The organism is Xanthomonas protegens, from assembly GCF_038442435.1.
In the GTDB taxonomy this organism is placed as follows: domain Bacteria; phylum Pseudomonadota; class Gammaproteobacteria; order Xanthomonadales; family Xanthomonadaceae; genus Xanthomonas_A; species Xanthomonas_A sontii.
The window spans coordinates 91,966-106,511 of record NZ_JAQJCQ010000006.1; the positions used below are offsets into that span (position 1 = coordinate 91,966).

The 14,546-nt window shown below is 68.9% G+C and carries 14 protein-coding genes; 12 read left to right on the top strand and 2 right to left on the bottom strand.

Going from position 1 to position 14,546, the window contains the following annotated elements:
* The first annotated feature begins 26 nt into the window (after positions 1 to 26).
* The 4 genes from PIQ37_RS08940 (at position 27) to PIQ37_RS08955 (ending at position 4,065) form a co-directional block, all read left to right on the top strand.
* A complete protein-coding gene (locus tag PIQ37_RS08940; RefSeq protein WP_267085382.1) occupies positions 27 to 1,043 on the top strand; it encodes a 3-oxoacyl-ACP synthase III in 1,017 nt (338 codons plus the stop codon).
* Between the two features lie 119 nt (positions 1,044 to 1,162).
* The gene (locus tag PIQ37_RS08945) at positions 1,163 to 2,335 is read left to right on the top strand and encodes a Fic family protein (RefSeq protein ID WP_173003392.1); all 1,173 of its coding nucleotides are present in this window, start codon (positions 1,163 to 1,165) and stop codon (positions 2,333 to 2,335) included.
* Between the two features lie 85 nt (positions 2,336 to 2,420).
* Positions 2,421 to 3,326 carry an alpha/beta fold hydrolase gene (locus PIQ37_RS08950; protein ID WP_342073192.1) on the top strand — a complete coding sequence of 302 codons (906 nt, stop codon included), beginning with the start codon at positions 2,421 to 2,423 and terminating at the stop codon, positions 3,324 to 3,326.
* 259 nt (positions 3,327 to 3,585) lie between these two features.
* Entirely contained in the window at positions 3,586 to 4,065 is a 480-nt protein-coding gene (locus PIQ37_RS08955; RefSeq protein ID WP_342073289.1) for a hypothetical protein, read from the top strand.
* A gap of 166 nt (positions 4,066 to 4,231) precedes the next feature.
* Here PIQ37_RS08955 and PIQ37_RS08960 read toward each other — a convergent pair whose 3' ends face one another.
* Complete coding sequence (locus PIQ37_RS08960; protein WP_017911452.1) at positions 4,232 to 4,606, bottom strand: YkgJ family cysteine cluster protein; 375 nt, start codon at positions 4,604 to 4,606, stop codon at positions 4,232 to 4,234.
* A gap of 145 nt (positions 4,607 to 4,751) precedes the next feature.
* Here PIQ37_RS08960 and oleC point away from each other — a divergent pair, with 145 nt between their 5' ends.
* The 8 genes from oleC to PIQ37_RS09000 all read left to right on the top strand — a co-directional run bounded on the left by oleC (position 4,752) and on the right by PIQ37_RS09000 (position 13,839).
* The gene (oleC, locus tag PIQ37_RS08965; protein ID WP_342073193.1) at positions 4,752 to 6,413 is read left to right on the top strand and encodes an olefin beta-lactone synthetase; all 1,662 of its coding nucleotides are present in this window, start codon (positions 4,752 to 4,754) and stop codon (positions 6,411 to 6,413) included.
* A 100-nt stretch (positions 6,414 to 6,513) separates the two neighbouring features.
* Positions 6,514 to 7,524, top strand: a complete 1,011-nt coding sequence (gene oleD, locus PIQ37_RS08970) for a 2-alkyl-3-oxoalkanoate reductase (RefSeq protein WP_342073194.1) — start codon at positions 6,514 to 6,516, stop codon at positions 7,522 to 7,524.
* 62 nt (positions 7,525 to 7,586) lie between these two features.
* Complete coding sequence (locus PIQ37_RS08975) at positions 7,587 to 7,745, top strand: DUF1328 domain-containing protein (protein ID WP_003468167.1); 159 nt, start codon at positions 7,587 to 7,589, stop codon at positions 7,743 to 7,745.
* Positions 7,746 to 7,935: 190 nt separating this feature from the next.
* Positions 7,936 to 9,891, top strand: a complete 1,956-nt coding sequence (locus tag PIQ37_RS08980) for an alpha/beta hydrolase family protein (RefSeq protein ID WP_342073195.1) — start codon at positions 7,936 to 7,938, stop codon at positions 9,889 to 9,891.
* A gap of 79 nt (positions 9,892 to 9,970) precedes the next feature.
* Positions 9,971 to 10,612, top strand: coding sequence for a ubiquinone biosynthesis accessory factor UbiJ (locus PIQ37_RS08985; protein WP_342073196.1), 642 nt, complete (start codon positions 9,971 to 9,973; stop codon positions 10,610 to 10,612).
* Positions 10,609 to 12,267, top strand: a complete 1,659-nt coding sequence (gene ubiB, locus PIQ37_RS08990) for a ubiquinone biosynthesis regulatory protein kinase UbiB (protein ID WP_017911447.1) — start codon at positions 10,609 to 10,611, stop codon at positions 12,265 to 12,267. The genes PIQ37_RS08985 and ubiB overlap by 4 nt, the downstream gene beginning before the upstream one ends.
* Positions 12,252 to 12,869, top strand: coding sequence for an O-methyltransferase (locus PIQ37_RS08995; protein WP_407136561.1), 618 nt, complete (start codon positions 12,252 to 12,254; stop codon positions 12,867 to 12,869). Before ubiB ends, PIQ37_RS08995 begins: the two co-directional genes overlap by 16 nt.
* 178 nt (positions 12,870 to 13,047) lie before the next feature.
* On the top strand, positions 13,048 to 13,839 hold the full coding sequence (locus tag PIQ37_RS09000) for a pseudouridine synthase (RefSeq protein ID WP_342073197.1): 792 nt from the start codon (positions 13,048 to 13,050) through the stop codon (positions 13,837 to 13,839).
* Between the two features lie 95 nt (positions 13,840 to 13,934).
* Here the strand turns inward: PIQ37_RS09000 and PIQ37_RS09005 are convergent, their stop codons facing one another.
* Positions 13,935 to 14,459, bottom strand: a complete 525-nt coding sequence (locus tag PIQ37_RS09005; RefSeq protein WP_342073198.1) for a DUF2059 domain-containing protein — start codon at positions 14,457 to 14,459, stop codon at positions 13,935 to 13,937.
* Positions 14,460 to 14,546 lie beyond the last annotated feature (87 nt).

The window sequence follows — 14,546 nt, forward strand, 5'->3', positions numbered from 1 at the left end:
CTCGCCTGACCCTGGCGTACACCTCGATGCTCTTCACCAACGTCTCGATCGCGGGACTGGCGCATATCGACGCGCCGCACACGCTGACCTCCAAGCAGATCAACGCGCGCCTGCAGCCGACCCTGGACCGGCTGCGGATCCGGGCCGACGTGCTCGGCGACATCGCCGGCGTCCACGCGCGGCGCATGTGGGACCAGGATCTGCAGGCGTCCGACGTGGCGACGCTGGCGGCGCGCAAGGCGATGAGCGATGCGGGCATCGAGGCTGGGCAGGTCGGGCTGCTGGTCAACACGTCGGTGAGTCGCGATTACCTGGAGCCGTCCACCGCCAGCATCGTCGCCGGCAATCTGGGCGTGAGCGAGCAGTGCATGACCTTCGACGTCGCCAACGCCTGCCTGGCCTTCATCAACGGCATGGACATCGCGGCGCGCATGATCGAGCGTGGCGATATCGACTATGCGATGGTGGTCGATGGCGAGACCGCCAACCTGGTGTACGAGAAGACCCTGGAGCGGATGGCCTCGCAGGACCTGACCGCCGACGCCTTCCGCGACGAAATGGCGACCCTGACCCTGGGGTGCGGTGCCGTGGCGATGGTGATGGCGCGTACCGACCTGGCACCGGATGCACCGCGCTACCGCGGCGGCGTGACCCGCTCGGCCACGCAGTGGAACACCCTGTGCCGGGGCAACATGGACCGCATGGTCACCGACACCCGCATGCTGCTGATCGAAGGCCTCAAGCTGGGCCAGAAGACCTTCGCCGCCGCCCGGCAGGCGCTGGGGTGGGCGGTGGACGAACTGGACCAGTTCGTCATCCACCAGGTCAGCCTTCCGCACACCAAGGCCTTCATGAAGAGCTTCGGCATCGACCAGAAGAAGGTCATGACCATCTTCGGCGAATACGGCAACATCGGCCCGGCCAGCGTGCCGATCGTGCTGAGCAAGCTGCGCGAGCTGGGCCGCCTGAAGAAGGGCGACCGGATCGCGCTGATGGGCATCGGCTCGGGCCTGAACTGCTCGATGGCCGAGGTGGTCTGGTAAGCGAGAGGCACAGGACAGGCGCGCAAATTTTCCTTGCGCGCCGTAAGTTGGGTGTTTAGAAAGAAATTTGCTAAATTTCTTTCCTAAGAGCCGTCTCCGGCCACGGCAAGGATTGCCTGATGTCGTCTCGACGCTGTACCGGACACTATGTTCCCGGGTCGCTGGCGGGCAGCCGTTATCAGGCGTTCGTTCCTGATCCGCTGCCGCCCGAGCCGCCGCTGCAGTTGGCGGCGCCGCTGCTGATCGCGCGCAAGGAACAGGCCGACCAGGCGCTTGGTCGCCTCGATGGCATCACCCTGATGCTGCCGGACCCGGAGCTGTTCCTCTACCACTACGTGCGCAAGGAAGCGGTCCTGTCCTCGCAGATAGAGGGCACGCAATCGTCGCTGTCCGATCTGCTGCTGTTCGAACTGGACGAGGCACCGGGTGTCCCTCTGGACGACGTCGAAGAAGTCTCCAATTACGTCGCTGCGCTGAACCACGGGCTGCGGCGCTTGCGCGAGGATGACTTCCCGCTGTCGCTGCGCCTGATCCGCGAAATGCACGCGCTGCTGTTGCAAGGTGGGCGTGGCGCCGGCAAACGTCCGGGCGAATTCCGTTCGGGCCAAGTCTGGATCGGCGGTGCCTCGCCGGCGTTGGCGCATTTCGTGCCGCCGCCGCCGGAAGCCCTGGATGCGGTACTGGCCGCCTTCGAGCGCTTCCTGCACGCGCCGGGCCGCGACGTCTCGCCGATGGTCAAGGCAGCCCTGGCGCATGTGCAGTTCGAAACCATCCATCCCTTCAGCGATGGCAACGGCAGGCTGGGGCGGCTGCTGATCGCGTTGATCCTGTGTAACGAAGGTGTGCTGCGCGCGCCCAGCCTGTACCTGAGCCTGTTCTTCAAGCGCCATCGCGCGCGTTACTACGAGCGCCTCAACGCGGTACGCACCGAGGGCGACTGGGAAGGCTGGCTGGATTTCTTTCTCGAGGGCGTTGCAGACACCGCGCAACAGGCGGTGTCCACCGCGCAGCGCCTGCTGGCACTGCTGGCGGCCGACCGCGCGCGTATCGCCGGATTGGGAACGCGCGCTGGCAACGTGGGCCTGGTGTACGAGCAGTTCGCCCGTCGTGTCCTGCTGGGCGTGCCGCAGGTCCAGCCGCATTTGCCGCTCAGCGCACCGACAATCCGTGCCGCCATCCGCACCCTGCAGGATCTGGACATCGTCAACGAACTCACCGGGCAGCAGCGGCACCGCGTGTTCGCCTATCAGGCTTATCTGGACATCCTCAGCGAGGGTGCACAGCCGTTATGAGTTCCCCAACGCCGCACGCCGACGGCAATGCATCATGCGCCGCGGCGGCGCCGTCTTCCTCCTCCATCTCGCATCGGTCCCCCGCATGAACTACCCCGGCTACCCCTTCACCCCGCAGCGCTTCCAGGTCCGCCCAGGGCTGCACATGTCCTATCTCGACGAAGGCCCGCGCGACGGCGAGGTGGTGGTGATGCTGCACGGCAATCCGTCGTGGAGCTATCTGTGGCGCACGCTGGTGAGCGGGCTGTCGGACCGCTACCGCTGCATCGTGCCCGACCACATCGGTATGGGCCTGTCGGACAAGCCGGACGATGCGCCGGGCGCGCGGCCGGGTTACGAGTACACCCTGCAGTCGCGCGTGGACGACCTGGACGCGTTGCTGCGGCATCTGCGCATCGACGGGCCGGTGACGCTGGCGGTGCACGACTGGGGCGGCATGATCGGTTTCGGCTGGGCGCTGTCGCACCATGCGCAGGTGCGGCGCCTGGTCATCACCAATACCGCGGCGTTCCCGCTGCCGGCGGCCAAGCCGATGCCGTGGCAGATCGCGATGGGCCGGCACTGGCGCCCGGGCGAGTGGTTCATCCGCACGTTCAATGCGTTCTCTTCGGGCGCGTCGTGGCTGGGTGTGTCGCGACGCATGCCTGCCGCTGTGCGTCGCGCCTACGTGGCGCCGTACGACAGCTGGGCCAACCGCATTTCCACGATCCGCTTCATGCAGGACATTCCGCTGTCGCCGGCCGACAAGGCCTGGTCGCTGCTGGCGCGGGCCGAGCAGGCGCTGCCGTCGTTCGCCGACCGCCCCGCCTTCATCGGCTGGGGCTTGCGCGACATCTGCTTCGACCATCATTTCCTGCAAGGCTTCCGCCGCGCGTTGCCGCAGGCCGAGGTGATGGCCTTCGAGGATGCCAACCACTACGTGCTGGAAGACAAGCACGAGGTGCTGGTGCCGGCGATCCGCCGGTTTCTGGACGCGCATCCGCTGTCCTGAGCACGCACGCCGGCCAGATGTCGGCGTCTTCCTGCGGCGCGCCGTATCGGCGCGCCGCGCATGCAGGAAGGGGATTGCCGCGAGGTGCGCCGCGGTGCCGCCGCCGGCGTTGCGCCGTGGATCGTCTACACGGGCGCGCGCAAACTGCTACCGATTGCCGTGATGCAACATTGTTGGCTAGGTACAGTCGCCACCGACGTGCGCGTCGCGCGGAAGCGGACGCTGCATGCAATCGGACAGGAGACAGAGAGTGAAAGCGATGGCGATGGCGATGCTGTTGACGGCGATGAGCGTGCCTGGTGCGCACGCGGAAGACCTGACCACGTCCGCGGATGGCAAGACGCTGACGGTCGGATTCGGCCAGCCCACCTGGAAGCAGGTACTGCACTACCGCAAGCTGTACGACAAGAAGCCGTTCCCCGATGCGGAGATCTACTACTACAGCAACGGCATGTACAAGATCATTTCGCAGGGCGAGAACCACTACGGTGTGTACGTGCTGCAGGGCAGCTTCGACGACCAGACCTACACGATCCGCTTCATCTCGTTGCCGTCCGAGGACTGGGGCAACAAGACCGCCTTCCACCAGCTGACCTTCATCCGTGGCGAGGACAGGAACGTCTTCATTCAGAACGCGATCGTCGACACCGGCGAGGCCATCGCCCAGCAGAACGGCACCTACACTCTGGAAAAGAACACCGTGACCAATCCGGTGTCGACGGCGTGGAAGCACCGCTGAGCCGATGCGGCGCGCGTCCGCCGCTCTTCGGATGCCGCCAGGCTGGGCGTTTACAGGAGTTTGTGTAGGAGCGGCTTCAGCCGCGACCGGGCGTTGCCGGTAATGCGGATCGCGGCTAAAGCCGCTCCTACGGCAGGCCTCCCTACCGTGCTGGCGGCGTCGCCGCTCAGGCGTCCGGCAGATTGCGTTCGACCACGCCGTCCCAGTCGGCCAGAGTCAGCAGCGGCAGGCCGTGCGCCAGACGCGACTTGTCGCACTGCGCGCTGCGTTCGCCGAATTCCAGCGAGGCCGGCACTGCCGCGCACACCGACGGCCGCCGCTCGTGGATGCTGCAGCGACTGTAGCGGCCGATGTCCGCGTCCAGGGCGATGCAGCGCGGCTGCGCCTGCGACGTGCCGCGCATCACCCGCTCATGGGTGCGCAGCGGTTCGGTCAACTCGAACGGGACCCTGCCGCCCAGCGCGGGATCGGCTTCGCTCCAGTGGAAACTGACGCGGAAGTAGGCGCAGCAGGCGCCGCAGGTGAGGCAGGGATGGGACATGGCGGCCGGGCCTTGCGCGGCGAACAGCGTGGGGGGCGCGGCATTCTGACCGAACCGGAGCGCGCTGCAAGCATTCCGGCATTCAGCCGCGGCTGCCGCGGCCGGGATGTCGGCTGCGGCCGGGCGCATCGGCGATAATCGGCGCATGACCACGACCTCCAATATCGCGGCGACGCTGCCGCGGCTGGCGCGCGAGCGCCCCGACCAGATCGCCATGCGCTGCCCCGGCCGGCCCGGCCCCGGCGGCATGGCGGCCTACGACGTGACCTTGAGCTATGCGCAACTGGATGCGCGCAGCGATGCCATCGCTGCCGGCCTGGGCGCCTACGGCATCGGCCGCGGCACCCGCACGGTGGTGATGGTGCGGCCGTCGCCGGAGTTCTTCCTGCTGATGTTCGCGCTGTTTAAGGCCGGCGCGGTGCCGGTGCTGGTCGATCCGGGCATCGACCGGCGCGCGCTCAAGCAGTGCCTGGACGAGGCGCAGCCGGAGGCCTTCATCGGCATTCCGCTGGCGCAACTGGCGCGGCGCCTGCTCGGCTGGGCGCGCTCGGCAAAGCGGATCGTCACCGTCGGCCGGCGCTGGGCCTGGGGCGGCACCACGCTGGCGCGGATCGAGCGCGCCGGCCAGGGCGCCGGCAGCCAGCTGGCCGACACGGCCGCGGACGACGTCGCTGCGATCCTGTTCACCAGCGGCTCCACCGGCGTGCCCAAGGGCGTGGTCTACCGGCACCGGCATTTCGTCGGCCAGATCGAGTTGATGCGCAATGCCTTCGACATGCAGCCCGGCGGGATCGACCTGCCGACCTTCCCGCCGTTCGCGCTGTTCGACCCGGCGCTGGGGCTGACCTCGGTGATCCCCGACATGGACCCGACGCGTCCGGCCAAGGTCGACCCGCGCAAGCTGCACGATGCGATGCAGCGCTTCGGCGTGACCCAGCTGTTCGGCTCGCCGGCCCTGATGCGGGTGCTGGCCGACTACGGCAAGCCGTTGACCAACGTGCGCTGCGCCACCTCGGCCGGCGCGCCGGTGCCGCCGGACGTGGTGGCGCGGATCCGCAGCCTGCTGCCGGAGGATGGCCAGTTCTGGACGCCCTACGGCGCCACCGAGTGCCTGCCGGTGGCGGTGATCGAGGGCCGCGAGCTGCAGGACACGCGCGCGGCGACCGAGCGCGGTGCCGGCACCTGCGTCGGCACGGTGGTACCGCCCAACGAGGTGCGCATCATCGCCATCGACGACGCCGCGATTCCGGAGTGGAGCGGCGTGCGCGAAGTCCCCACCGGCACGGTCGGCGAGATCACCGTGGCCGGCCCGACCGCCACCGACACCTATTTCAACCGCGATGCGGCCACGCGCCTGGCCAAGATCCGCGAACGCCTGGACGACGGCAGCGAGCGCGTCGTGCACCGCATGGGCGACGTCGGCTATTTCGACGCGCAGGGCCGGCTGTGGTTCTGTGGGCGCAAGACCCAGCGCGTGGAAACCGCGCAGGGACCGCTGTACACCGAACAGGTGGAGCCGATCTTCAACGCGCTGCCGGGCATCGGCCGCACCGCCCTGGTCGGCATCGGCGCGCCGGGGCAGCAGCGCCCGGTGTTGTGCTACGAGCTGGAAGTGGGCGCCATGCTCTCGAGCGGCCCTGAACTGCAGGCGCTGCAGCAGCGACTGCGCGATACCGCTGCCGCGCATGCGCACACAGCCGGCATCGTCGATTTCCTGAGCCACCCGGGCTTTCCGGTGGACATCCGCCACAACGCGAAGATCGGCCGCGAGAAGCTGGCGCTGTGGGCCGCGGAACAGCGCAAATGAGCGCGCGAAGCATGGGGGCCGGCGCGCCTGCGCAGCCGGACACCGTTGGCGCGGCGCATGGCCGGCCCCAGAATGGCCGCCCTGACGATGGAGTGTGGCGATGAAGATCGTGGTGACCGGTGGCGGTGGATTCCTGGGCCAGGCGCTGTGCCGCGGGCTGGTCGCGCGTGGGCACCAGGTGGTCAGCTACAACCGCGGGCACTACCCGGAATTGCAGGCCTTGGGCGTGGCCCAGGTGCGGGGCGACCTGGTCGATGCGCAGGCGCTGCAGCATGCGCTGGCCGGCGCCGATGCGGTGTTCCACAACGCCGCCAAGGCCGGTGCCTGGGGCAGCTACGACAGCTATTACCAGCCCAACGTCGTCGGCACCGAGAACGTGCTGGCGGCCTGCCGCCTGCACGGCGTGTCGCGCTTGGTCTACACCTCCACACCGAGCGTGACCCACCGCGCTACGCATCCGGTCGAAGGCCTGGGCGCGGACCAGGTGCCCTACGGCGAGGACTTCCAGGCGCCGTACGCGGCGACCAAGGCGATCGCCGAGCGCATGGTGCTCGCCGCCAACGACGCGCAGCTGGCGGTGGTGGCGCTGCGCCCGCGGCTGATCTGGGGGCCGGGCGACAACCAGATCCTGCCCAAGCTGGTCGCGCGGGCGCAGGCCGGGCGCGTGCGTCTGGTCGGCAGCGGCGACAACAAGGTCGATTCCACCTACATCGACAACGCCGCACAGGCGCACTTCGATGCCTTCGAGCACCTAGCGGTGGGCGCGCCCTGCGCCGGCAACGCTTACTTCATTTCCAACGGTGAGCCGCTGCCGATGCGCGTGCTGCTCAACAAGCTGCTCGCCGCAGTCGGCGCGCCGACGGTGACCAGGACGCTCTCGTTCAAGGCCGCCTACCGCATCGGTGCCGCCTGCGAGACCCTGTGGCCGCTGCTGCGCCTGCGCGGCGAGCCGCCGCTGACGCGGTTCCTGGCCGAGCAGCTGTGCACCCCGCACTGGTACAGCATGGAGCCGGCGCGACGCGACTTCGGCTACGTGCCGCAGGTGTCGATCGAGCAGGGTCTGCAACGGCTGGCGTCGTCATGGCGCCACGACACGTCCGTCACCCGCTGACGACCGCGCGTTTCCGAAGATGATGCCGCGCCGATTCGGCACGACAACTTCTGGATATTGCCATGCTGCATTACGCCATCATCTTCTTCGTGATCGCCATCATCGCCGCCGTGCTCGGTTTCAGCGGCATCGCCGGCGCGGCGACCAACATCGCCTGGATCCTGTTCGTGGTGTTCCTGATCCTGGCGGTGATCTCGATGTTCCGCCGCGGCAAGGTGTAGTCCGCCGCGACAATCGAACGTCGATGCTTGCCCGCGGCGCTTTGCGTCGCGGGCAAGTCGTTTCTGGGGCAGGGCGCGATGATGGCGTCTGCTGGCAGGATGTAGCGCCACGCTGCGCTGCGGGGGCCGGGCTGGACGTTTCGCCGAACGCTTGTCACCATCGTCCGCTCAGGGGACAGGGGCGGATCGAATGCGAGCGTGGATCGTGTGGGCAGGCCTTGCGCTTGCGGGGAGCGCGTGGGCGCAGGTGCCGCCGGTGGACCTGGCGCCGTATCTGCAGCGCGACCAGTTCGACCGGGTCAAGATCTCCCCGACTGGCGCCTACTACGCCGTCACCGCGCCGCTTGAGGACCGCACCGTGCTGGCGGTCATCCGGCGTAGCGACAAGCAGGTCTCGGCCAAGATCATGGGCCAGGCCGATTCGGTGGTGCACGATTACTGGTGGGCCAGCGACGAGCGCATCGTGGTGTCGATGGCCGAGCGCCTGGGCGCGCTCGACCGCCCGGTGGCGATCGGCCAACTGCATGCGGTCGACGCCGACGGCAAGAATCCGCGCTTGCTGGCCAGCCCTTACGGGCTCAACGACAGCGTCAATGGCGTCACCTACAAAGCTGGCCTGGATCCGTCGGTGTTCATGCTCGACACCTTGCCGGACGACCCGCGCGCGGTCCTGGTGTCGGTGGTGGAGCAGACCAAGGATCCCACCGTGCATGTGGACAAGCTCGACATCTACAACCACCGGCGCATGCCGGTGGCGCGGGCCCCGGTGGCGCGTGCTGACTTCGTCACCGACCACGGCGGCCACGTGCGCTTCGCGCAGGGTGCCGAGACCGGCAGCACGGTCAACAAGCTGTTCTACCGCAACGATGACGCCAGTCCGTGGCGGCTGATCAACGACGAAGCCAGCAGCGGGCATCGCAGTTTCCCGCTGGGCTTTTCCGCGGACGACAGGATCGCCTACCTGCAGGTGGAGCAGGCCGAAGGACCCGATGCGGTGGTGGCATGGGATCCGCAGAGCGACCGGTCCACACCGCTGCTGCGTGACGCGAAGGTCGATCCCTACCAGGTGTTGCGCGACCTCGATGGCCGCACCCCGATCGGCGTGTCGTTCATGAGCGATCGCGTGCACAACCGCTTCTTCGACGACACCGCGCCGACGGCGCGGCTGTACCGCGCGCTGGAGCAGGCCTTCAATGGCGATGCGGTATACATCACCTCCGCCACCGCCGATCGGCGCCTGCTGATGCTGTATGTCTGGAGCGATCGCAACAACGGCGATTACTTTCTGTTCGACACCGTCGACAAATCGGCCAAGCGGGTGTTCAGCAGGCGCGAATGGTTCGTGCCGGAGCGGATGCCGGCGACCCGCGAGGTCGCCTTCAAGGCCAGGGATGGGATGGCCCTGTACGGCTACCTGACCCTGCCGCTGCAGGCGCCGGCCGGTAAGCCGCTGCCGATGGTGCTGCTGCCGCATGGCGGGCCGTTCGGCCTCTTCGATGGCTGGGAGTTCGACGACGATGCGCAGGTGCTGGCCGCGGCCGGCTACGCGGTGTTGCGGGTCAACTACCGTGGCTCGGGCAACTACGGCCGCGCCTATACCCAGGCCGGTGCACGGGAGTGGGGCGGGCGCATGCAGGACGATCTCACCGACGCCACCCGCTGGGCGATCGACCAGGGCATCGCCGACGGTGCGCGCATCTGCATCTACGGTGCCAGCTACGGCGCCTATGCCGCGCTGATGGGCGCGGCGAAGGAGCCGGACCTGTACCGTTGCGCGGCCGGCTATGTCGGCGTCTACGATCTGGAAACCATGTACCGCGACCAGGCCAGATACGCGCGTTGGACCAAGGCCTGGGCCGGCGACTGGCTGGGCGAACGCGACAGCCTGGCGGCGCGGTCGCCGGTCAACCTGGCCGCGCGCATCCGCGTGCCGGTGTTCCTGGCCGCCGGCGGCAAGGACGAGCGCGCGCCGATCGAACACACCGAACGCATGGAAAAGGCATTGAAGAAGGCCGGGGTGCCGGTGGAGTCGCTGTACGTCCCCACCGAGGGCCATGGTTTCTACACCGAAGCGCACCGGCGCGCCTATTACACGCAGTTGCTGGCGTTCTTGAGCAAGCACCTGGGCGGCGCGCAGGCGCAGTAGCGGTTGGCGGTGGCATGGGCGGGACATCTGTCTCGCCCTGCGCACGGCCTGGCGACGTGTCTGCCGCTAGAATGCGGGCATGTCTGGAACCCCCCTCGATGCTCTCAAGCCCCTGGCCGGCCGCGCGCTGGAAGCGGCGCTCAATCGCGCGCTGGCGCTGGACCCGGAAACCGGCGAGGCCCTGCGCGACCTCGATGGCCAGCGCGTGGCGCTGACCCTGGAGGCGCCGGCGCTGGCGCTGCAGATCCGTGTCGACGGCACGCACTTGCGGGTCGGCCCGGTGGATCCGGCGCAGGAGCCGGAGCTGGCGGTGCGCAGCACCCTCGGCGGCCTGCTCGCGCAGTTGCCGTTCCTGGCGCAGGCGCGGCGCCCCGGCGGCCCCGGCGGGCGCGTGCGGGTCTCCGGCGATGCCGAACTGGCGCGGCGCCTGCAACACCTGGCGACGCGCTTCGACCCGGACTGGCAGCGGCCATTCGTGCAGGTGTTCGGCGAGGTGCTCGGCGTGCAGGTGGCCAACACCGCGCGCTCGGCGCTGCAGCAGGCCCGGCGCAGCGCGCAGGATCTGGCGCAGAGCGCGGCCGAATATGTCACCGAGGAGTCGCGCGACGTGGTCGCGCGCGCCGAGCTGGAGGCCTTCTACGACGACGTCGACGTGCTGCGCGACGACATCGAACGCCTGGCCGCGCGCGTGGCGCGGCTGCAGCCGGAGCGCGGCGCATGAAGGCGATGTTCCGCGCCAGCCGCATCGGCCGGGTGATCCTGCGCTACCGCCTGGACGACCTGCTCGACGGCACCCCGGCCGAACGCTGGTTGCGCCTGGCCAAGCCGTTCGTGCCGCGCGCCAGCCCGGACATTGCCGCGCAGTCGCGCGGCGCCCGGCTGCGCCTGGCGCTGCAGGACCTGGGGCCGATCTTCGTCAAGTTCGGGCAGATCCTCTCCACACGCCGTGACCTGATGCCGCCGGACGTGGCCGAGGAACTGACCCTGCTGCAGGACCGGGTGCGCCCGTTCGACGGCGAGGCCGCGCGGCGCATCGTCGAGCAGGCGCTTGGGCGGCCGATCGCGGTGGCGTTCGCGACCTTCGACACCGAACCGCTGGCCTCGGCCTCGATCGCGCAGGTACACGCGGCGACGTTGCACGATGGCCGCGAAGTGGTGGTCAAGGTGCTGCGCCCGGACATCGAGCGGCAGATCGACGCCGACATTGCCTTGCTGAAATCGGCCGCGGCGCTGGTCGAACGCACCCACCCACGCGCCGACAAGATCCGCCCGCGCGAGGTGGTGGCCGAGATCGAGACCACCCTGGCCGCAGAACTGGACCTGCAGCGCGAGGGCGCCAACGCCAGCGTGCTGCGCCGCTTCTGGCTGCATTCGGACGACCTGTACGTGCCGGAGGTGATCTGGACCCACACCGCCGAGCGCGCGCTGACCCTGGAGCGGGTACGCGGCATCCCGTCCGACGACATCGCCTCGCTGGACGCCGCCGGCATCGACCGCCGCGCGCTGGCGGCCAAGGGCGTGCGGGTGTTCTACACCCAGGTGTTCCGCGACAACTTCTTCCACGCCGATGCGCACGCCGGCAACATCTGGGTCGACAGCGACCCGGCGCGCCGCGACAACCCGCGTTTCATCGCGCTGGACTTCGGCATCATGGGCCAGCTCTCGCAGGAAGATCAGTACTACCTGGCCGAGAACTTCATGGCCATCTTCAACAAGGACTATCGGCGCATGGCCGAGCTGCACGTGGAGGCGGGCTGGATGCCGGCCAACGTGCGCATCGACGAGCTGGAGGCGGCGGCACGCTCGGTGTGCGAGCCGTACTTCACCCGGCCGCTGTCGCAGATATCGCTGGCCGAGGTGCTGATCAAGCTGTTCCGCGTGGCCCAGCGCTACCAGCTGACCCTGCAGCCGCAGCTGATCCTGTTGCAGAAGACCCTGCTCAACATCGAGGGCGTCGGCCGCCAGCTCGATCCGGAACTGGACATCTGGGCGGTGGCGCGGCCGGTGCTCGAGCGCATCCTGATCGAGCGCTACAGCCCGCAGCGCGCGCTGCACGAACTGCGCAAGCGCCTGCCGGAGATCATGACCCATGCGCCGGACATGCCGCGGCTGATCCACGGCTGGCTGCGCCAGCAGGTCGAGGGCAGGCACGAACTGTCGATGCGCTCGCGCGACCTGTTCGAACTCAACTTGCTGGTGCGGCGCATGCAGCGGCGGGTGGTGGCGGCGATCGCCGGCGTCGGCCTGCTCACTGTGGCCACGCTGTTGTACGCGCTCGACGCCGGCGGACCGCAGTTGGGTGGGGTGTCGCTGTGGGCGTGGATCAGCGGCGGTGCCGGCACCGCGGCCCTGCTGTCGGCGTGGTGGCGGCGCTGAGCGTGACGGCGCTGGATCGCGCGCGCCTGCACGCGGTGCGCGACGCGCTCGGTGCAGAAGGTCCGCGCCACGACGCAGGCCAGTCCGAGCGCGCGCAGCGCCTGCTCAATATCACCCCGGAGACCGGCGAACTGCTGGCGGTGCTGGTGCGCGCCACGGGTGCACGGCGGGTGCTGGAGATCGGCACGTCCAACGGCTATTCCACCCTGTGGCTGGCCGAGGCCACGGCGGCGCTGGGCGGCAGTGTGACCACGCTGGAATACGCCGCGCACAAGATCGCGCTGGCGCAGCGCAACTTCGCCAGTGCCGGCGTGCAAGGCTGTGTCGATCTGGTCCGCACGGATGCCGGCGTCTGGCTGGCCGACGCGGCGTCGGCCGCATTCGACCTGGTGTTCCTGGATGCCGAGCGCACGCTGTATTGCGACTGGTGGCCGCAGCTGCGTCGCGTGTTGCGGCCGGGCGGTCTGCTGGTCGTGGACAACGCGCTGTCGCACGCGACGGAGATGGCGCCGTTCGCCGCGCTGCTGGATGCCGATGCCGCGTTCACCTGCACCACGCTGCCGGTCGGCAACGGCGAACTGCTGGCGGTCAAGGACGCGTAGGCGCAGCGCGGCGGCGTGCCTGCCCGCGACGTGCGTCGTCGGGTCAAGCAAATGTCGGCGCGAGCTGTAGCCACGTCGTCATCGGTGCCATGGGTGCGGTTGTCGTGAGCGAGGTCATGGGCTCAGTGCTGAGGACGCTGCCGCTCCGCGCCACCTGCATGCGCGCCTCGTTCCTGCAATGCGCATTGTCGCGCCGCGGCACGGCGCGGATAATCCGGCAGTGAATACCGACGCCGATTCCCTGCAGATCCTCTATCAAGACCCACTGCTGGCCGTGGTCGACAAGCCCGCCCGGCTGATGGTCCACGACAGCAAGCTCGCCCGCGGCGAGGACGATTTCCTCGCCGATCGTCTGCGCACACAGCTGGGCCGTCCGATCTTCCTGGTGCACCGGCTCGACCGTGCCACCAGCGGCTGCCTGCTGCTGGCCTTCGACCGCGACACCGCCAGCGTGCTGGGCAAGGCGCTGATGGGCGGCGAAGTGGACAAGGATTACCTGGCGATCTGCCGCGGCTGGCCGGCCGAAGACCGCTTCGAGGTCGACCACGACCTCGACGGCGGCCCTGGCAAGCCGCTGAAGAAACCGGCGCAGACCCGCTTCGAGCGCCTGGCCTGCGGCGAACTGCAGGTACCCTCGGGCGGGTTCGCCACCTCGCGCTATGCGCTGCTGCGCTGCAGCCCGGTGACCGGGCGCTTCCGGCAGATCCGCCGCCACCTCAAGCACCTCTCGCATCACCTGATCGGCGACACCAGCCATGGCGATGGCCGCCACAATCGCATCTTCCGCACGCAGGGCGTGCACCGCATGCTGCTGCACGCCGAACGCCTGGCGTTCCCGCACCCGGACGGCCATCGGATCACGGTGATGGCGCCGCTGGATGCGGAATTCGTGCGGGCGTTCGGGTTGTTCGGGTGGGATACGGCGCCATGGCAGGCGGATGTGATGTCAGCTGGGATGCTGCAAGCCTGAGGCTCTCGTAGGAGCGGCTTCAGCCGCGACGGGCTTCCTCGGTGACGCCCGTCGCGGCTGAAGCCGCTCCTACGACGCGCTAGGCCAGCGCTGGGTCACTTGACAGGCGGCGTGTTGACCGTCTGTTCCAGGTCCTTCTGCAGGTCGGCGAACAGCGGGGTCATCTTCTGCTGGATCGCCCCCATCAGGTTCTGCATCAGCTGCGGGGTCTTGTCGAGCAGGCTCTGGCCGGCCGGGCTCTCGTAGAACTCGGCCATCGCCAGCACGTCCTGCTTGGAGAAGGTCTGCTTGTACAGGTTGACGTAGAGCGGACGCATTTCCTGCCAGGACAGCGCCTTGCGCACGGTGGCCTGGGTACGCTCCTGGATCTGCTGCAGCTTCTGCTGCTGCGCGGCGTCGAGCGGGTGCTGCGCGGTGAGCTGGGCGAACTGCTGGCGCTGCATCGCCTCGATCTGCGGCAGCATGGTGTCGAGCATGTTCTGCGCGCGCGAGGCCGACAGCAGGCGGTTGACGTCGGCCTCGCTGGGCGGTTCGGCCAGCGCGGGGAGGGCGGCCAGGGCCAGCAGCAAGGCCAGCAGCAGGCGCTGCGGCCACTGGAAGAAGCGCGAAGTCGGGGACATGGAGCATCCTGCAGAACGATGACCGGCGGCCAGAATACGGCAATCGCCGCGCCGCCGCCGCGGCGCGTGGGGACGCGCGACCGGCCG

Bases quoted from the DNA above. Each gene is read 5' to 3' on its own strand.
- PIQ37_RS08940 (WP_267085382.1), top strand. From the start codon at position 27: ATGCTCTTCACCAACGTCTCGATCGCGGGACTGGCGCATATCGACGCG.
- PIQ37_RS08945 (WP_173003392.1), top strand. From the start codon at position 1,163: ATGTCGTCTCGACGCTGTACCGGACACTATGTTCCCGGGTCGCTGGCG.
- PIQ37_RS08950 (WP_342073192.1), top strand. From the start codon at position 2,421: ATGAACTACCCCGGCTACCCCTTCACCCCGCAGCGCTTCCAGGTCCGC.
- PIQ37_RS08955 (WP_342073289.1), top strand. From the start codon at position 3,586: ATGGCGATGGCGATGCTGTTGACGGCGATGAGCGTGCCTGGTGCGCAC.
- PIQ37_RS08960 (WP_017911452.1), bottom strand. From the start codon at position 4,606: ATGTCCCATCCCTGCCTCACCTGCGGCGCCTGCTGCGCCTACTTCCGC.
- oleC (WP_342073193.1), top strand. From the start codon at position 4,752: ATGACCACGACCTCCAATATCGCGGCGACGCTGCCGCGGCTGGCGCGC.
- oleD (WP_342073194.1), top strand. From the start codon at position 6,514: ATGAAGATCGTGGTGACCGGTGGCGGTGGATTCCTGGGCCAGGCGCTG.
- PIQ37_RS08975 (WP_003468167.1), top strand. From the start codon at position 7,587: ATGCTGCATTACGCCATCATCTTCTTCGTGATCGCCATCATCGCCGCC.
- PIQ37_RS08980 (WP_342073195.1), top strand. From the start codon at position 7,936: ATGCGAGCGTGGATCGTGTGGGCAGGCCTTGCGCTTGCGGGGAGCGCG.
- PIQ37_RS08985 (WP_342073196.1), top strand. From the start codon at position 9,971: ATGTCTGGAACCCCCCTCGATGCTCTCAAGCCCCTGGCCGGCCGCGCG.
- ubiB (WP_017911447.1), top strand. From the start codon at position 10,609: ATGAAGGCGATGTTCCGCGCCAGCCGCATCGGCCGGGTGATCCTGCGC.
- PIQ37_RS09000 (WP_342073197.1), top strand. From the start codon at position 13,048: ATGCGCATTGTCGCGCCGCGGCACGGCGCGGATAATCCGGCAGTGAAT.
- PIQ37_RS09005 (WP_342073198.1), bottom strand. From the start codon at position 14,459: ATGTCCCCGACTTCGCGCTTCTTCCAGTGGCCGCAGCGCCTGCTGCTG.